The 17,496-nt window shown below is 64.0% G+C and carries 13 protein-coding genes and 1 pseudogene; 4 read left to right on the forward strand and 10 right to left on the reverse strand.

Going from position 1 to position 17,496, the window contains the following annotated elements:
• Positions 1 to 46: 46 nt before the first annotated feature.
• From C8J36_RS20725 to C8J36_RS20745, 5 genes are read right to left on the reverse strand one after another with little or no spacing between them, the layout of a single operon-like run.
• The gene (locus C8J36_RS20725; protein WP_245506673.1) at positions 47 to 1,264 is read right to left on the reverse strand and encodes a DUF1173 domain-containing protein; all 1,218 of its coding nucleotides are present in this window, start codon (positions 1,262 to 1,264) and stop codon (positions 47 to 49) included.
• Positions 1,265 to 1,268: 4 nt separating this feature from the next.
• On the reverse strand, positions 1,269 to 1,787 hold the full coding sequence (locus tag C8J36_RS20730) for a thermonuclease family protein (RefSeq protein WP_132537251.1): 519 nt from the start codon (positions 1,785 to 1,787) through the stop codon (positions 1,269 to 1,271).
• The gene (traG, locus tag C8J36_RS20735) at positions 1,784 to 3,712 is read right to left on the reverse strand and encodes a Ti-type conjugative transfer system protein TraG (protein WP_132537252.1); all 1,929 of its coding nucleotides are present in this window, start codon (positions 3,710 to 3,712) and stop codon (positions 1,784 to 1,786) included. The genes C8J36_RS20730 and traG overlap by 4 nt, the downstream gene beginning before the upstream one ends.
• Positions 3,712 to 3,957: a conjugal transfer protein TraD gene (locus C8J36_RS20740; protein ID WP_132537253.1), complete on the reverse strand. Its 246-nt coding sequence runs from the start codon at positions 3,955 to 3,957 to the stop codon at positions 3,712 to 3,714. Before C8J36_RS20740 ends, traG begins: the two co-directional genes overlap by 1 nt.
• Positions 3,958 to 3,997: 40 nt before the next feature.
• Positions 3,998 to 4,246, reverse strand: a complete 249-nt coding sequence (locus C8J36_RS20745; RefSeq protein WP_132537254.1) for a TraC family protein — start codon at positions 4,244 to 4,246, stop codon at positions 3,998 to 4,000.
• Between the two features lie 201 nt (positions 4,247 to 4,447).
• On the opposite strand from C8J36_RS20745, the gene traA reads away from it, so the two are divergent.
• Genes traA through C8J36_RS20760 form a run of 3 tightly spaced genes read left to right on the forward strand, consistent with a single transcriptional unit; the run spans position 4,448 to position 11,875 of the window.
• On the forward strand, positions 4,448 to 9,070 hold the full coding sequence (traA, locus tag C8J36_RS20750) for a Ti-type conjugative transfer relaxase TraA (RefSeq protein ID WP_132537255.1): 4,623 nt from the start codon (positions 4,448 to 4,450) through the stop codon (positions 9,068 to 9,070).
• Positions 9,071 to 9,121: 51 nt separating this feature from the next.
• On the forward strand, positions 9,122 to 9,391 hold the full coding sequence (locus C8J36_RS20755) for a hypothetical protein (RefSeq protein WP_132537256.1): 270 nt from the start codon (positions 9,122 to 9,124) through the stop codon (positions 9,389 to 9,391).
• Between the two features lie 3 nt (positions 9,392 to 9,394).
• Positions 9,395 to 11,875 carry a zeta toxin family protein gene (locus tag C8J36_RS20760; RefSeq protein WP_132537257.1) on the forward strand — a complete coding sequence of 827 codons (2,481 nt, stop codon included), beginning with the start codon at positions 9,395 to 9,397 and terminating at the stop codon, positions 11,873 to 11,875.
• 135 nt (positions 11,876 to 12,010) lie between these two features.
• Here the strand turns inward: C8J36_RS20760 and C8J36_RS20765 are convergent.
• Positions 12,011 to 13,024: pseudogene (locus C8J36_RS20765) on the reverse strand (IS30 family transposase).
• A 248-nt stretch (positions 13,025 to 13,272) separates the two neighbouring features.
• Positions 13,273 to 14,646, reverse strand: a complete 1,374-nt coding sequence (locus tag C8J36_RS20770; RefSeq protein ID WP_132537258.1) for an ISNCY family transposase — start codon at positions 14,644 to 14,646, stop codon at positions 13,273 to 13,275.
• A 134-nt stretch (positions 14,647 to 14,780) separates the two neighbouring features.
• Here C8J36_RS20770 and C8J36_RS20775 point away from each other — a divergent pair, with 134 nt between their 5' ends.
• Positions 14,781 to 15,245: a hypothetical protein gene (locus C8J36_RS20775; RefSeq protein WP_132537259.1), complete on the forward strand. Its 465-nt coding sequence runs from the start codon at positions 14,781 to 14,783 to the stop codon at positions 15,243 to 15,245.
• Between the two features lie 146 nt (positions 15,246 to 15,391).
• Here the strand turns inward: C8J36_RS20775 and C8J36_RS20780 are convergent, their stop codons facing one another.
• The 3 genes from C8J36_RS20780 to C8J36_RS20790 all read right to left on the reverse strand — a co-directional run bounded on the left by C8J36_RS20780 (position 15,392) and on the right by C8J36_RS20790 (position 17,371).
• On the reverse strand, positions 15,392 to 15,850 hold the full coding sequence (locus tag C8J36_RS20780) for a hypothetical protein (protein ID WP_132537260.1): 459 nt from the start codon (positions 15,848 to 15,850) through the stop codon (positions 15,392 to 15,394).
• 256 nt (positions 15,851 to 16,106) lie between these two features.
• Entirely contained in the window at positions 16,107 to 16,829 is a 723-nt protein-coding gene (locus C8J36_RS20785; protein ID WP_132537261.1) for an anti-sigma factor, read from the reverse strand.
• Positions 16,826 to 17,371, reverse strand: coding sequence for a sigma-70 family RNA polymerase sigma factor (locus C8J36_RS20790; protein ID WP_062594162.1), 546 nt, complete (start codon positions 17,369 to 17,371; stop codon positions 16,826 to 16,828). The genes C8J36_RS20785 and C8J36_RS20790 overlap by 4 nt, the downstream gene beginning before the upstream one ends.
• Between the last annotated feature and the right edge of the window lie 125 nt (positions 17,372 to 17,496).

A 17,496-nucleotide genomic window follows, 5' to 3' on the forward strand; every position in this document is an offset into this window, starting at 1 on the left:
TTCATCATGGTTATGGACACACGGCATCAATCGTCTGGCTGGAACTCTATCCAGTCAGGTCCGGCATGGCTCCGTCCCTGACATTCCACACCCAGGATGCCATCCCGCTCTCCTCGGCCAGGGCCTCGCGAGCCTGGCCATAGGCCTCGTCCGCGTCGTCGGGCACGATGTACATGGCGATCGGCGGTGCACGGTCGGGACGCAGCACGAGACTGGCCATCGGCGTAGAGCGCGGCTGGTTATAGCGCAGGCTTTTCACAAAGCTCGCGCCGCGCAGCGTCAGGGCGCTGAGCAGCGCCAGGTCGTAGCGGCTGTCGAACGGAATCCACCGGTCGGTGACGACCATCAATGCGATCTCCTCGACGCCGGCAATGCCCGCGGCGTCGATGCCGAAGGTTGCCGCCGCGATCAGGTGGCTGCCGTCCGTAGCATTCCACAGAGACAGTTCCGTTTCGAAGACCCGGTTCATGCGACGATGTAGGTCGTCGGGCAGCATGAACGGATATCGCGGCGCGTGTTTCATCGTCATCCGGGCGCCGGCCCGGGCCGGAGCGACCTCCTTCACCTCCCCGATCGCCAACGCTAGGGACCGGCGCTTGCCCTGCGACCGGACGGCTTGGCTGAGGAACGTGTCGCGGCGCGCGGCAATCTCGGTTTCCCTGTCGGGGTCGAAGAATTCCGGGATGTAGAGCATATCCGCCAGCCCCTTGCCCTTGGCGATTTTGCCTTCGGCCGCCTGCAAGAGGTACTTCCGGATGACCGCCCAGTTGCGGCGTTTCTCCATCGCCGGCCGCCAGCGGTTAAACTCTGCCTGGTCCCAGAGGAAATGCAGGAGGGCGCGCAGTGATAGGCGCGAGCCGTTGGTCTTTACGCTGTCGGCCTCGGCCGCGTTTCGCGCAGCCTCGGATGCGTTGCGGCTGGTCAGCTTCGTCAAACTGAACCCGAGCTTCAATTGCGTTTCGCCGGTCTCCTCGCTTTCGACGATGGCCTTGCCATCGACCTCGCCGAGCCCCGACAAGGCTGCCGGCACCTCGTAGGAGTCGCAGTCGATGCCATGACGGGCACTGCTTCCCGGCATCCGCTTGAGGACATGACCTTGGCCGCTGCGAGCCACATACATCGGCACGCCGTCCGGCTGGCAAAGGCAGAGCGGACGCTCGCCACTGTCGAACGCTTCGCTCAGTCGCCTGGCGAAGTCGCTCCCGTCCGCCGTCACGTCCGATCCCCCGATCCTAATCCGCCTCATCGTCTTGCCCTTCTCCACGTCCTCACGATCCGTCACCGTCGCACCAGCCGAACCTCGGCCCGTCCCAACGCCGCGCCAGCCCTTCCTCGACAAGCGTCTCCCCGAGCGATTTCTCCCAGCGGATGACGTTGCGCAGTTTGCGGCCGTAGCGATCCTGATCCCGCCAGCCCGAGGTCATCGAGAATGGTCTGGCATTCAGCAGGGTAACGAGGCGGTCGCGCGCCGCTTCGCCGGCTCGTCTTTCCTCCGGGCATTCCGGCTCCGAGATCTCCAGCGCGTCGATATCGGCGATCCGAACTTTCTCACCCTTGAACCAGAACGTATCGCCGTCGATGACGCAGTTCACACGAACCGGACCGGAGCAGAGCGAGAAGGTCGCAGCATACGGATCAGAACGCGGCAGTCGGATTGGGATCGTCCGGAAATCTTCCTCCCTTTCCACGAACTTCTGCGGCCGACTGAGGCCGTCATCATACGCGATCCAGACGCCGCCGAACGCGGCCAGGGTGACGACGGCGAAGGCGATAGACCTCGTTCTCATGGTTTTCCTTCCGGATGGAATCTGTTGCGTCCGACGAGCGGTTTCATGTCCCTGCGCCGGAACCAGATCGCGCGCCCGCAGCGCAGCGGCCCATGGCCCTGGACGATGACGATCTGCTCATCCTTGCGCATGGACTGGGTGATCTCGTGCGGCATGATCAGGGGCCGGCGCTGGAAATTGACGCTCTCGGATTTGCCGGAGCCCTTGCCGGTGTTCCATCCGACATTGCGCGACCGGCCTTCCACCTCGACGGTCATTTCACCGCATTGCGCGGAGACGTTCCGGGCGGTGTCGAGCGCCTTGATCGCGGCATAGGAAGCGAAGGCGCAGCCGTCGATCCAGGAGGTCGCGCCATCGCGGCCGAAGTGCTTTTCGAGCTGGCCGACAGACTGGTACATCAGCATCAGTGTGATGCCGTATTTGCGACCGCGGTCACGGGCTTCTTCCAGAATGCGCATGTAGCCCAGCAGATCGACCTCATCGAGCATGAACAGCGCGCGACGGTCGAAATGCCCATCGGCCTGGGTCATGGCGTTGATCAGCGAGCCGATGATGACGCGGCCGATGCCGGGATAGCTGCGCAGGATGGAAGGGGGAATGTTGAGGAAGACATCGACGTTCTTCGTGACGATGTCGGACGACTGGAAAGCCACGCCGCAGACGAGCGCCGCGTAGTTCTCCAGCGACAGCCATTGCGTGTCCTTCGACGCGGTCGAGTAGACGCCGGAGAAGGTCTGCTCGGTCATGTTGGTGAAGACGCCGAGCGTCTCGCGGATGAAGGCGCTTTGCGAGGTCTCCTGAATGTCGCGCAGCATGGCGAGCACCGACGGCTCGGGCTCGGAGACGATCTGCCGCAAGCTTCGCAGCGTGCGCAGGCCGTCATACTCCGGCGAGAGCATGACATGGGCGAGAAGCCCGGTCAGGAGATTGTGCGCCTGGTTCTGGAAGTAGGAGCCGGTGGAGCTTTCGATGCGCGAACTCTCCGACAGCAGCATATGCGCGACGGCGACGATATCCTCCTCCTTGGTCTTCGACGTCTCGATCCAGTCGAGGACGTTGAAACCCATAACGGGGTTTGCGGGGTCGAGCACCTTGCAGTCGCGCTTGAGGGTGCGGTTGCGGTGTTCGACGACCATCGGCGCGACTTCGGTCGAGGGATCGAGGCAGATGAGGGAGCCGGTGTAGCGCAGCGCCGTCGGCACGACGTTGCTGGTCGTCTTGAAGCCGCCGGAGCCTGCGAAGAACAGCATGTGGGTGGAGTCGAAATCCTGGCGATAGGTGAGGAGCGGCTTCGATCCACCCTGTCCCCAGGTCGCGCGATCCGTGGGGTCGAATGGCACATCGCGGATGGTCTCGCGATCGACACGGGCGCGCTCGCCGACGACGATCTCGCCATCGGGCGGAAACACGCGGGCGGCCTCGCGCAGGGTCATCCAGTCGGCATCGCCGAAGATGCCGCGTCGCGCCCGTTTGACGGGGTCGGGAACGACGACGGAGAGGCGGGTCGTCAGCGCGACGATCATGAACCCGGCGATGGTGCCCGCGACAGCAAAGGCATCGAGATAGGGAAGAACATCCGACCACGGCATGCCGCCGTCGACGACGGACGGTGACAGTCGCCCGAACTCGCGAAGCGCATAGAAACCCGCGACCCCCAGCCAACAAAGAAGCGTCACCATGGCGACGGGTCTGCGCTTGTGGAGCGGCAGAACGAGAACGGTGACGAGGCCAGCGATTGACCCGAACAGGAGGTTCGGCAGGGGCGCGGATCGCTGGAACCAATAAGAGGTCTGTGGATCGAACCCGGCCGCCAACGTCTCCCATCGTGTCGCGGTCATGCCAAGCGTCATAGCGGTCACCAGAAGAGGAACCAGCGCGGTCGCAATGGCCACCACAGCTTGCCGCTTCAGCCTCCACCGCCGCATCACACCCGTTCCCTTCCGGAAGCCGTTTTCTTTTCGCTTTCCGCAGTCTCCAGCGTGTCCGCGTGAAACGCCTTCCGCCCGACCGAAGCGAGCCGCCGATGCGTCGGCGTGTCCGCTCCAATGGTGGCAGCTTCCATGAGAACGCCGAGCAAGAAAGCCCGATCGGCCTCGCGCAATCCGGCCTTCACGACGAGGCCTCCAAGGGTGATCTTCTCGCGGGCGTCGCGTTTCCGATCGGCCGTCATCGCACGGCGCCTTTGGCGTTCGAGGTGGAGAAGGCGCCGATCAATCCGCGCCACCGGGTGTGGAGGAAGGCTTGGCGCGGCCTTTGCGAAACCGAGCGGCCATCTCCGCGAAAGCGGCGTCCAGCGCATCGTCGGGAATGTCGAGTTCTGCAAGGCCTGCCTTGATAGCGGCTCGGGCAAAGCGCTCGTTGTCTTTCATAATGACTTGTTTCCGACGCTCTCGGAGCCGTTCGATTTCTGCATCGATATCGGAAATCCTTGACGTGCGGCGTGATGGTTTGGTCTGCATCTCGATTTCGTCCAACTCTGATTGATTTAAATGACCAGAATGAGATAGTAAAAATTGGCGAAAGCTGCAAGCGATTAGCTCGCTGCAAATGGTCGAGCCCCGCCGGGGCTCATCCCGAGAGCGGCATCGGTCCTTCGGTCCGATCTGTTCGAGGGCGCAATATACGTCGGCGTGGCCGACATTCTTCGGAGGTGGGATCGCGTGGCGATCATGTTCGTCAGGGCGCAGGTGATCGGACGGGGAACGGGACGCAGCGTCGTCTCGGCCGCCGCCTATCGCCATCGCAGCCGGATGATGGACGAGCGGGCCGGCACGCAGTTTCGCTACGAGGGGGGTGCGGCGGAGCTGGTGCACGAGGAACTGGCGCTGCCAGTGGTGACGCCGGCCTGGCTGCGCAAGGCGATCGACGGACGATCGGTGGCAGGCGCCAGCGAGGCATTGTGGAATGCGGTCGATGCGTTCGAGACGCGCGTCGATGCGCAGCTGGCTCGCGAGATGATTTTCGCACTGCCGGAGGAGCTGTCGCGCAAGGAGAACATCGCGCTGGTGCGCGAGTTCGTCGAACAGAACCTGACGCGGCAAGGCATGATCGCTGACTGGGTCTATCACGACAGGCAAGGCAATCCGCATGTCCATGTCATGACGACGCTGCGGCTTCTGACGGAGGAGGGGTTTGGCGCGAAGAAGGTCGCGGTGCTGGGCGAGGACGGCAAGCCGCTGCGAGTAGTCACGCCGGATCGGCCGAACGGCAAGATTGTCTATCGGCTCTGGGCGGGTGACGCCGAGACGATGAAGGGCTGGAAGCTCGGTTGGGCCGAAACTACCAACCGGCATTTGGCGCTCGCCGGCCACGACGTCTGTATCGACGGACGGTCCTACGCGGAACAGGGACTGGAGATGCTCGCCGGCAAACACCTCGGCCCCGCCCGCGCCGCGCTGAAGCGCGATGGTCGCCTTGCATTTTCCGCGCCCGCGGAAATGGCGCGACGCTTTGCAGTCGCCGACCAGATCGCCGCCGATCCGGGCATCCTCCTGAAGCAGCTTTCGGGCGAACGCTCGACCTTCGACGAGCGCGACATCGCGCGTGCTCTCCATCGCCATATCGACGATCCCGCGACCTTCGCGAATGTTCGCGCCGGGCTGATGGCGTCGAGCGATCTCGTGACCTTGCGCCCGGCCGAGCAGGAGGCGGGAACCGGCAAGGTCGTGGCGCCGGCGGTGTTCACGACGAAGCACATGCTGCGCACCGAATTCGAGATGGGGCGCTCGGCAGACACGCTGTCGAAACGCGGCGGCTTTGGTGCATCGAACAGGACGGTCGCGCGCGCCGTCGCTGCGGTCGAGACGCGCGATCCCGACCGTCCGTTCCGGTTCGATGCGGAACAAGTCGATGCCGTCCGCCACGTCACGGGCAAGGCCGCCATCGCCACCGTCGTCGGTCTTGCCGGCGCGGGAAAATCGACGCTTCTCGATGCGGCTCAGATCGCGTGGGAGGCCGATGGCCGGCGCGTCATCGGCGCTGCGCTGGCGGGCAAGGCGGCGGAGTCGCTGGAGCAGAGTTCGGGCATCGCCTCGCGCACGCTCGCCTCTTGGGAACGATCCTGGTCGAACGGCCGCGATCGTCTCGGCAAGGGCGACGTTCTCGTCATCGACGAGGCCGGGATGATCGCCTCCGAGCAGATGGGGCGGTTCCTGAAGATCGCGGAAGAGGCACAGGCGAAGATCGTTCTCGTCGGCGACGCGATGCAGCTCCAGCCGATCCAGGCGGGCGCCGCTTTCCGCGCCGTCGCGTCGCGCGTCGGGCATGCGGAACTCAGCGGTGTCCGCCGTCAGCGCGAGGACTGGGCGCGTGAGGCGACCAGAGCTTTTGCGCGCGGCGATGTCGAGGACGGACTTGCCCGCTACAGCGCGCAAGGTCATGTCGTCGAAACCGATACGCGCGAGAACGCCGTCGCCCGGATCGTTGCCGATTGGTCGAGCGCTTGGACCGACGCGAAGGCGAAGGCCGCGCGAGAGAACCGGCCGCCGGCGGGCGACGCGCTTCTCGTCCTGGCCCACACCAACGACGACGTGAAGGCACTGAACACGGCCATTCGCAACATGCGGATCGAGCAGGAGGAATTGACCTCGTCCCGCACGTTCGCGACGGAGCGGGGAGCCCGTGACTTCGCCATCGGCGACCGGATGATCTTTCTGGAGAATGCCCGCTTCGTTGAGCCGATCGTGCAGCATCTGGGCGTGCAGTCCGTCAAGAACGGTATGCTCGGAACGGTCGTTTCGACGGGTGACGACAAGCGCGCCGACCTTCTCACGGTGCGGCTCGACAGCGGTCGCGATGTTGCCTTCACCACCGCCATCTATCGCAACATTGATCACGGCTATGCCGCGACGGTTCACAAGAGCCAGGGCGCCACTGTCGATCGCACCTTCGTGCTGGCGACCGGCGGCATGGACCGGCATCTGGCCTATGTCGCCATGTCGCGTCATCGCGAGCGCGCCGATCTCTACGCGGCGGTGGAAGACTTCCCGGCCGAACTTTTTCGGGCACGAGCGCCGCGCCCCGATCACGCCGCCGGAGTCACCGGCGTTCTTGTCGACACCGGTATGGCGAAGTTTCGCGACGATCTGGATGTCGAGCCATCGCCCTTTGTGGATCTGAAGCTCGCCGACGGCCGCAACAGCCGTCTCTGGGGCGTCAGCCTGCCGGCTGCTCTGGACAAGGAGGGTGTCACCGTGGGCGACACGGTGACGCTTACCAAGGATGGCACGGAAACCGTCGTGAAGACAGTGCCCGTCATCGACGAGGAAACCGGCGCCAAACGTTTCGAGGAGCGCGCCGTCGAGCGCAATGTCTGGAGCGCGGTCCTCGTCCACAGGGGCGTCGAGGAGGCTGGTTCCTCCGAGGCTGTCGACGCCAGCCAGCATCCGGCGATCTTCAAGGCGCTTGCCGATCGTCTCGGCCGCTCCGGTGAGAAATCCACCACGCTCGACTTCGAGAACGAGGACACATACCGGGCTCTGATCCGCGACTATGCCGATCGCCGGGGCGTCAACCAGATGATCGATCTCGCCCGTCATGTCGAGGACCGCTTCCGGGTTCAGATTGGACGGCTCACGATCGATCCCGAACACGTGTCCGGAGAGTCCGCCGTCGTGTCACCGCTCGGGTCGGGATCGTCGGCGTCGGTGACGATCGGCGGACCGGCGGCCAGCGGGACGGTTGCGGCAATGTCGGCGAAGAGTCGTCCGGAAGGGGAGGGTGCGGAGTTGACGGACGGCCCTGCCTATCTTCTGGTGCCAGCGATCCGCTTTGAGCGAAGCGTGGACGACGATGCGCGCGAAGCACAACGCGAGGCACCCGCCTGGAAGGAGCGTGAGGCGGTGCTGTTGCCGCTCTTCGCCCGGCTCTATGTCGAGCCAGAGGCGGCGCTTGCGCGGCTCAGCGACATGGCGACGCGGCCGGAGACCGATCCGCGCGCGCTCGGCGAGCGGATCGCCAGCGTCCCATCGGTGCTCGGTGTGCTCAGGACGGACGCGGCATCGAAGGAGAGCGCCTCCATCGTCGCGGACCTTGCGGTTTCGGCAAGGGCACTCGCGACCACGTTCCGTGCCGACGAGGGGCGCTTCATCGCTCGCGAGGAGCGCCGGCGCAGCCATATGGCCATTGGCGTGCCGGCGCTATCCGAGGTCACAGTTGCGCGCCTCGACGAGATCAAGGCCATCGGTCGGGCCGGAGGCGCAGGTGCCTACCGGACGGCCTTCATGCTTGCCACAGAGGATCGCCGTGTCGTGCAGGAGATCAAGGCCGTCGCCGAGGCGCTGACCGCCCGTTTCGGCTGGAGCGCCTTCACCGACAAGGCCGACGAGACGTCCAAACGGATCGTTACCGAGCGCTTGCCCGATCTCCCGGAGGCGGAGCGGCCAAAACTGGAAGTACGCTTTGCTGCGGTTCGGCGTTTCGCGGCCGAGCAGCACTTTGCAGAGCAGCGCGATCCTTCCCGTTTCGTGGCAGCGGCCGCGTACGATCCCGGTTCTTCGCGTGACGCCGCCGGTCCCGACGCGCTTCTCCTTCCGGCCGTCACCGCCTTCCCGACCAGCGCCGAGGAAGAGGCGAGGGCCCGTGTGCCGGCGTCTCCGCTCTATCGTGCGGAGCGCGATGCCCTGGCTGCAGTCGCCGCTCGCATCTGGCGCGATCCGCAGGCGGCTGTCGTCGCCATTGAAGAGAAGGTGCGCGCCGGCGCGAGCCCCGCGAGGCTTGAGACCGACATGGCCGCGCGCCCGGCGACGCTCGGCCCCTTGCGCGGTTCGGATCGACTGGTCGACCGGCTGACGGGGCAGGGACGGGAGCGTAAGATGGCCGTCGCCACCGCGAAGGACGAGGCTTGGAAAGCGCGCTCGCTGGCGCAGGCCTTCGCGACATTGGTCGCCAGCGAGACCAAGGCGATCGAGTCCGAGCGGAGCCGCATGGCCGTGCCGGTCCCAGGCCTCTCCCGCGCAGCCGGGGCCGGCTTAAAGCGGCTTGTCACGCTCGTGTCACGTCAGCCTAAGGACTTCGATGCGGCGGTCCTTGCGCTCGCGCCAGCCGTGAAGGCGGAGTTCGCCGCGGTGTCCAAAGCGCTCGACGCCCGCTTCGGCCGCGGCGCAATCGGCCGTGACGAGAAGACGGCGATCGCCATGGTGCCGCTGGCGCAGCAGGCCGCCTTCAAGGCCTTGCAGCCCCAGCTTCGGACGATCCAGCACGCGGTGGCTGCGGTCATCGGGCATGCGGTCGCGAGCGAGCGGAGGCTGCGTGCGATCGACCAGGCGCGGGGCATCGATCGATGAACGGCGGGCGACCGAAATGACGGGTGTGATCATCAGGACAAGGAGAAATCCATGACGGGGAATACTGTGGACTTCGACGCGATCGTGCGGGCTGACCTCGCGATCGAGATCATGAACCGGGGGCGGGGGATCATCTCGGCCCGGCTGCACGACATCGGCGATGGCGATCCGGTCGAAGCCGAGCGCCTTCGGTCGCGCCGGCGTGACCTGCTGGGGCTCCAGCACGGCGTCGTCGTTGGAATGCCGGAAACCGTCGAGCCGCTCATCGCGGAATGGGGGCCAAGGGTCCGGGACGAGGAGCGGTTCTGGCGGGAGCTCTGAGCCATGTCCGAGCCCCGCGAAACCCAGATCCTCACTCCGACCGAGAACGAGCGCATCTTTCGCGCCGATATCGCGCCGGACTATCTGCCGGACTATCTCGCGCGGGCGGAGCGCCCGACCTTGATCGTGCTCGGCGGCCAGCCCGGCGCCGGCAAGACCGCGATCCTCACCTCCAGCCAGCGCGAACTGGCCAAGACGGGCCCGGCCGTCCGGATCGTCGGCGACGATCTGCGCGCCTATCATCCATCCTTCGCCGTTCTGCAGCGCCGTGATGCCGAGACTGCCTCGCAGTTCACCCAAGGCGATGCCGGCCGCTGGACCGAGAAGCTGCTGGCGGAAGCGCTGAAGGCCCAGGTCCATGTCGTGTTCGAGACGACGATGCGCACGCCAGAGGCCGTGGCGAACATTATGAAGCGCGGCCGCGAGGCCGGATATCGCGTCGAGGCCCGGGTGGTCGCCGTCCATCCGCGTATCAGCTGGCAGGGCTGCCACTATCGTTTCGAGGAGATGCACCATGCCGGCGAGCCCGCTCGCATACCGCCGCGCGAGGTGCATGATGCGGGAGCTGCCGGCGTCGTCGCCAGCCTGACGAAGGTCGAGGCCGAGCGGCTCGCCAATCGCGTTCAGATCCGTCTGCGGACAGGCGACGTCATCTACGACAATGTGCTGGAGGCAGGGAAATGGCGAAAGCCGGCCGAGGCCGCCATCGTTATGGAGCGAGAGCGGGAGCGTCCTCTGGCCCAGGGCGCCCTGCAGCGCTTCGCCGACGACTGGAGTCATGTCCTCGCCCGCATGGACGAGCGTGCCGCACCCGACGAGAAGCGAGCCGCTGTCGAGATTCAGGCCAAGACAGACGTCGCGCATTTCCGGACGCAGCGGCGCGATGCCGACAGGGACGAGGGCGGGACCCGTGGCCGTTTCGTGATGGAGCGTGCTCCGGACGTTCTAGCACTGTTCGTCGAACTCTACGACAATGCCGTGCGGGATGCCTCGCGCCGTCCGATCGGCAATGTCGAAGCGCACGCGGCCGGTCGGCTCGCCCAGAGCTACGCCGCCCTGAAACTCGTCAAGGCCGCACGCGAACTCGGTCTGCTGCCGGAGGACGGCGAGATTGCTGCGACGCGGGCGATGGTCCGGGACAAGCGCGCCAGCCGGGAGTTTCCGTCCGCGCGTCGAATGCCCGCCGATCTCGCAGTCGAGGCCGGGGACGGCACTCAGACCCGTCTCACCGATCTCTTCACCGTGCCTCTCAACCGCGTGGCCATCGACCGCGACGTGTTCGCTCCGACCGACCTGATGTCGCGGATCGCCAATGTAGCGGATGCCTGGATGGAAGGCGCCGGCATGCGGGCAAGCCTGGCCAAAGGCGCGAACGCTGTCGCGTCTGGCATAATGTCGCCCGACGAGGCGATGACGCGGATCGTCGAGCCCGGCTATCGCGAGGCGGCCGGTCGCGCAGAGGAGAAGCTCGAGCGCAATGTCTCCGTCATGGAACGCGCTGCGCTCTCCGCGATGATCGTCGATAGTCAAGGTCAGCCGGCGCGACAGGTGCGCGAGGATCTACGCTTGCGGGCACAGGACATCGCCCATCGCGCGACGGCCAAGGCGATGCTGGAGCAGGTCCTGTCCGAAACCACTCGCCAGGACCGACTCGATCCGAACCGACGGCGAGACGTGGACGAGTTCGTGACCAGTGTCGCCGACAACGAACGCAGGCTTGGTACGGGATATCGGCTGCATCCGGCCGAAGTGCGCCTCCCGACCTCGGGCGTCCTGATCCCGGCCCGTGAGCTGCCGGATCTTGACGAGGGAGAGATCAGGCAGAAGCTCGATGCGTCGGTCCGACTTGCGGAAAAGCGCGGCGAGATCGCGCGTCTCGTCTACGGGGAAAGTTCTACCGTCGCGTCTCTGACGCGGCAGATCGGATCGGCGTCTGAGGGCGCTTCGGCTGCAGAGGATATGCGGTCCGGCAAGCTCGGACCCTTGGCGGGAGAAGGCGGAAGCTGGTTCCGGTCGGAAAGCCCCTCACGCCAGACCGCGAAAGCGCATGCGCCACAACTGACCGCGGCCCTGGCCGACTATGGTCAGAAGGTGGAGTTCGAGCGGCATCAATTGTTGTCTCGCCATCGAGAGGAGCAGCACCGCCAGCGTCAGGAGCTCAAGGTGCCATCGCCAGCCTTGGCGGAGGTACTTGAGGCGCATCCTGACGGGCAGTCTCACCTGTTGCGCAAAAGCCCTGGTCTCAGACGTGAGCTTTCCAGCTTGATGCTCGCGCTAAACCGACGGCTTTCTCCAAATGAGCGCTCGGCGTTACACAAGGGTGACGTTGCCCAAACTGCAAAATCCCTCGGCTTAACGATCGAGCGCGGGGTGGATATTCGTATGGTTCAGGCGCTCGGCACACAGGTGCAACGAGAGATTCTTAGTCAGGCTCAGGAGCGATTTCGTTTTCCGCCGGCGCCGAATTTGTTCCCGAAGCGCTAAATCCCACTGCATGCCTTCGGTCGTCGATGCAGCGAGACGAGCTTCAAATCCGCGTCGTTCTCGCGAGGGACCCGCGCTATTGAGCACCGTTGCAAGCCTGCTGGTTCCAGATCGAATGCAACTTTACTTCGAAAGCTACACGCATTGCCTTTCCAGAGCCAATAGATGTCTGCTGAACATCTCCCTTGGCGTTTGAAATCCCAGGCACTTGCGCGGCGTGTCATTCAGTCGGTCACACAAGGAACGGATCTCCTGATTGCTGACATCCAGCACGATCGTTTCCGGCGGCAGGTATCGTCGAACACGCTTGTTTGTGTTCTCGACCGTGCCCTTCTGCCATGGAGCCTCGGGGTCGCAGAACCAGGCGGTCGTTCCCATGCCGTGCTCGAGCTCGCGCCATGATACGAACTCCAACCCTCGATCGAATGTCAGGCTTTGCCTGGCTTGGACGGGCAGGGGTGCCAGATGCCGGATCAACTGGCTCATGATCGGTTTCGAGCGCCGGTCGTTGTTGCGAAACAGCAGAGTGTAACGGCTCTTGCGCTCCACGACGGTGGCGATGTTTGCGGCGCCATGCTCCTTTCTGGAGATCATCAAATCCGCTTCCCAGTGACCGAATTCACTTCGGGAATTGATGATGTCAGGTCTGTTGCGAATGGCGCATTCCATTGGAAAGACGAGGCTTCTGGGTTTGCGTGCCTATCTCGATCGCCGTCTGCGGCGTCGCTCAGGCAGATGCTGTCCCAGCTGCTGATCCTGGCCTTCCTGGGAATAGACATACGGGTAGATTGTCTCATCGCTCAGCCGGGTGGCAACACCGCCGGCAAGCCGCAGCCGCCCGGAAATCTGTTCCAGCGACCAGCCATCCTTCAAGCGATCTATCACGGCGGCACACAGACCAGGATCGCGCAGCAGCTTGCGGTATTTGCGCCGCCGGTCGACCGCCATCCCATGTGCAGTGACGTGCCAGTATCCTTCGGCAATCGGAACGTCACGATCATGCCAGAAATTGCGTCGCAGTTCCCGGCAGATCGTTGAGCGGTCGCGGTGAAGGGCGCGCGCGATCTCCGCCTGACTGATCTTCTTCTCATGCATCCGCGCGATGATGCGGCGTTCATCCAAACTCAACTGCACAAAAGAGCGGGCCATTCCATCCTCCTGAAACCAGGGCTATTGTTGTCCTCGTTGCATTTGAAAATGGAATCTGCCCCCGCTACACATGCTATGGCAGCAGGATTGAAATGTCCGGCGTTGTGCAAAGTAGAAATGTCCGACCGGTCACCAAACGGCTTCGCGACCAGCCCCGATCTGGTCGGCTGATCGCAACTGCAAGATCAGATCGGGGCGGGTGGGGCACACCGCTTCGGCTTGAGCTTTTGGACGATCCGATCCGTCATTCACTCGGCAGCCTGCCGCCGCAACAATGCCTTCTCCCGTCGCGCAATAACCGCCGGATCCTTCGTGACGTCCGTGCGCCGGCTGGATCCGGGAGCGCGTTTGACATAGCCGTTCTTGTTGCTGTTGGTCTTTACGTCAGGCTTGTCGAGCGTCTCCTGACGCTCCTTGATATAGGCCAGGACGTCACCGAGCCGTTTGTTCTCGGTGATCGCCGCATGCGTCACCCGCTGATCCTTGTTGAACACCGTATAGAGTAGGCAATGGCCCTTCCAGCGCACATCCAGCCGGCCGTCCGCATAGGCATAGGTCTCGACATAGTGACCAACCAGACCACGCGTCACCTCGGTCTCTTCTAGCATGATCCGCTTGCGCTCGAACGAAAACGTCAGTTGTGCGCCGACATAGCGCTGTTCCCGCTTGCACAGGATCTCGGCCAGCCGATCCGGCGCCAGGTTCATCGGCCGATGCACGTCGTCCGGCCGGGCAGGGACGACCGCAAATCGCGCATTGTAGGCCTCCATGAATCCCGGCAGGAACGCATTGCCGGCCTCCATGGTGTCAATGCCGGCCAGTCGCAGTTCCTTGATCAACCGGTCCTGTAGCGTGCGGTTCATCCGCTCGACACGACCCTTGGCCTGGCTCGAATTTGCACAGAGAATCTCGATGTTTAGCTCGCAAAGCGCACGCCCGAACTGGGTCATGCCCTGGCCGCCCTTGGCATCCTGTCTCGCCACCCGGAACACCGAATGCTTGTCGGAATAAAACGCGATCGGCGCACCGTGATGCGTGAGATAGAGCGCCAGCGCCTCGAAATAGGTGAAGGCGCTTTCGGACCGCACGAAATGCAGTTGCATCAACCTGCCCGTCGCATCATCGACAAACACCAGCAGCGAACATGGCGGCCCGCGATCCTCAAACCAACGGTGCTCCGACCCGTCGATCTGCACAAGCTCCCCATAGGCTTCGCGTCGCAGCCGTGGCCGATGAAACGTGCGGCGCTGCTTGCGCGATAGCCAAAGTCCCGCCTGCGACATCCAGCCACGCAACGTCTCGCGCGACACACGCAATCCATCCCGCTCGGCAAGCTTCTCGCTCGCCAGGGTCGGTCCGAAATCCGCATATCGTTCGCGAACCAGCGATACAGCGTAATTCCGAATACCGGCGCTGATCCGATTGTTCGATGGCCGGCCGATCGCTTTGTGGCGGATCGACGCTGCACTACCCGTGCGCATGCGCTCCAGCAACCGGCGGATCTGGCGCTCGCTCAGACAAAGCACATGCGCCGCCGATACCAATGTCATCCGGCCGGCAACAACCTTTGACAAAACCTCGATCCGCTGAAGATCGCGCTCGCTCATCGCTATCAATCCCATCTGCTCGTCTCCGCGTTATCAAACGCGGGGAGTGTGACACTCTAACTTTGCAGAAACAGGACACTTCAACTTTGCGGCTACACATGCCGATGGCATAATTAATCTTATGGAACTTTTGGCGGTTCGGTGTTTTTATGGGCTTCGAAGCCCGCGATTGCCGCCGCATTTTTTGTACGAGTTCTTTGAACCCCGGGATATTGCGCGGGCGATCGCTTTGCCGAACTCGTTCCTTGGGAATAACTGTAACCTTCTGGTTCGCGCTCATCTATGGCGCGGATCGTGCGGTTGAACCCGTTCGGACAGGCCCGAAACGTTGGTTGAGGAGAACTCGTTTCAGCGATTTTTCGGGCCGCCGTCTGTTCAATGCCTCGCCGGTTGCGATCGTCGTGCTGGACGCCGCAGAGCAGACAGATTTTGCGAACGCATCGGCGATCGCGGATTCTTCGAACGGTGTTCCCGACACGCCGTTGGAAACGCCCGATCCGGATGCGTTGACACGTGAACTCAACCTGGCAGATCCGCAACCTCTCGCCCGCGGCTGTCCTTTAAGGCATCAGGCTGATCTTCAGATCCGGCTTTGCCGAAGGCACCACTCGTGAGAAATTGTATTGATGACAAGCCAGACGCCGAAGACTGTTTCGGCGGTTGACGTGCTCCAGCCGCGACGAATTCGGGCGTGGCAGTGCACGCGACCACCGTCCTGTGTGGCGGCGCGTCCATTCCCGCAGCCGAAGCCGCACGGCTTTTAGCGAAGCGCGTCGTCGTCCGGTGTCAGGCCGGCCAGTGCGCGCAGCCGCCAGATGCGGTCGGTCCACCAGCGCTCCAAGAGGTTCGTTGCCCGGTCCAACGGCAGATCGAGAACCATCCTGCGTGTCACGCGATCGTTCGACCATTCGAGCTTTGAACCGGACACGGCTCCCCCATAAAGCTGCAGCATTCCAAGGTCTGAAACGCCTCGAATGGCGCCATTCTCATCGCGAAGGACGATCCAGCCGGGTGCATCGCTTCCGCTACCCGGCATGGCGAAGAACATCGGCCGGCCGCAAACCGTCAGTGTCCAGTGTCCGTCGGGGCTCTTTTCGACCAAGTAAGGCTCGTCACAGTGCAGGTTGCCCTCTGGAACGAAGGCGACGGTGATGATGGCCGCTGCTGCCAGCAGCGCAAAGCCGTTCAGACAGGCACGAATTGGCTTTGCGATGGTCATGCCGGCCCTAATATCGTTTCACCACATCTTACCGCACCGGCCAGAGCGTGGTGGGCGGTCGTCGCCGAAGTCGATGACGGTCTTCCGTCGCACACATAAGGGGATCTGCATAGATCCGAGGTGTCGAGCCACCGTCATGGTCTCGTTTCCCGCGCCGAGGGGACGAGAGGCTCAGGCGCGGGCTTCAAGACGCGCAGGACGGTTATCCGCGACGGTGAACGCGCTGCCAAGCGCTATTTTCCTCCCCAACCGTCCCTCACCGCGCCATCTTCGCAAATCCCTTTGCGAGGATGAGGCCTGTCGGCCTGCCCGTCGGGGAGCCGCCCGTCTGTTCCAGGGTCAGTTCGTAGAGCTGGCTGTCGTGCGGCTTGGGGAGGGTGGGCCCGTCCAGCCGGGCCGAGCGCGCGTCGTCGATCAGGCCGAGGGAAACCGGGCCGCGTTCGGGCGATGGCAGGGTCCAGACCTCGATCGTCTTGCCCTCGGGAACGGCGAAATCCGCCAGAAGCCGGACGGCCGCCGTCTCGTTGCCGAAATCCTCGACGATCGCCTTGATGTCGCCGGTCTCGTTGACGAGCACAGCCACCACCAGCGGATCGACAGTGCGAATCAGGCTGAACGTGAGCGCAATGGCGAGCGTGACAGCCGCCGCCGTGGCGCCAAGCGCCGTCGCGCGCCAGCCGCCCGGCCTGTTGTCGTTTGCGGTCGCCTTGTGCCTGCCCGTGCTGCCCGCATGTTGCGCCGAAAGCCCGGTTTCGATGCGGCTCCAGAGCTGGTCCCCGACGATGGCGGCCTCCGCCGTATCGTCCAGCGGCAGAAATCGCTCGCGGCTGGCGGCGATGGCGGCCTTGAGATCGGGATCGTTCTCCAGATCGGCCTCGATCCGCAGCATGTCCGCCGCATCCAGAAGGCCCAGCACATATTCGTCGGCGACGACGCCGATATCGCCCCGCCCGTTCTGATCGACCCGCTCGTCGCTCATGCCATGCACTCCCGCAATGCGGAGAGGCCGCGCCGGATCCAGGACTTCGTCGTGCCCAGCGGAATGCGGAGCCGGCCGGCGATCTCGCCATGGGAATATCCGCCGATATAGGCCATGAGAATGCCGCGCCGCTTGGTTTCCTCGAGCGCACCCAGACAATCGTGAAGGCGGGAGGTGCGATCGAGCCGGTGCCAGGCCGCCATGACATGATCCACCTGTTCGCGCTCGCGCAGCACCTCGACATCCTCGACCGTATATTCCCGACTGCCGTCGCGCAGCAGATTGAGCGCGCGGTTGCGAACGATGGCATAGATCCAGCCGCGGGCCGAACCGCGATCCGGCTGATACTGGTGGGCCTGCGTCCAGATGCGGATGAAGCTTTCCTGAACCACCTCTTCGGCAAGGTCGCGCCGCCGCACGATGCGTTCGGCGACGGTGACCAGACGTCCAGCCTCCCGATCGAAGATCCTGCGCAATGCCGTGCGGTCACCCTTCGCGCAGGCGGCAAGGGCCGTCGTCAGATCGTCCGGCGGTGAGCCCATCGACATCGAAATCCTTTTCCTTCGCCGCACCATCCGTGCGGTCTGACCCACTCTACCCGCCGGCGCGCAGGATTGGATGCGCTTTGAGAATATTTTTCATGTGGCTGCATCCAAACGGCCCTGCT

Source organism: Rhizobium sp. PP-F2F-G48 (assembly GCF_004342335.1).
In the GTDB taxonomy this organism is placed as follows: Bacteria; Pseudomonadota; Alphaproteobacteria; order Rhizobiales; family Rhizobiaceae; genus Ferranicluibacter.

Bases quoted from the DNA above. Each gene is read 5' to 3' on its own strand.
- C8J36_RS20730 (WP_132537251.1), bottom strand. From the start codon at position 1,787: ATGAGAACGAGGTCTATCGCCTTCGCCGTCGTCACCCTGGCCGCGTTC.
- traG (WP_132537252.1), bottom strand. From the start codon at position 3,712: ATGCGGCGGTGGAGGCTGAAGCGGCAAGCTGTGGTGGCCATTGCGACC.
- C8J36_RS20740 (WP_132537253.1), bottom strand. From the start codon at position 3,957: ATGACGGCCGATCGGAAACGCGACGCCCGCGAGAAGATCACCCTTGGA.
- C8J36_RS20745 (WP_132537254.1), bottom strand. From the start codon at position 4,246: ATGCAGACCAAACCATCACGCCGCACGTCAAGGATTTCCGATATCGAT.
- C8J36_RS20755 (WP_132537256.1), top strand. From the start codon at position 9,122: ATGACGGGGAATACTGTGGACTTCGACGCGATCGTGCGGGCTGACCTC.
- C8J36_RS20760 (WP_132537257.1), top strand. From the start codon at position 9,395: ATGTCCGAGCCCCGCGAAACCCAGATCCTCACTCCGACCGAGAACGAG.
- C8J36_RS20770 (WP_132537258.1), bottom strand. From the start codon at position 14,646: ATGGGATTGATAGCGATGAGCGAGCGCGATCTTCAGCGGATCGAGGTT.
- C8J36_RS20775 (WP_132537259.1), top strand. From the start codon at position 14,781: ATGGGCTTCGAAGCCCGCGATTGCCGCCGCATTTTTTGTACGAGTTCT.
- C8J36_RS20780 (WP_132537260.1), bottom strand. From the start codon at position 15,850: ATGACCATCGCAAAGCCAATTCGTGCCTGTCTGAACGGCTTTGCGCTG.
- C8J36_RS20785 (WP_132537261.1), bottom strand. From the start codon at position 16,829: ATGAGCGACGAGCGGGTCGATCAGAACGGGCGGGGCGATATCGGCGTC.
- C8J36_RS20790 (WP_062594162.1), bottom strand. From the start codon at position 17,371: ATGGGCTCACCGCCGGACGATCTGACGACGGCCCTTGCCGCCTGCGCG.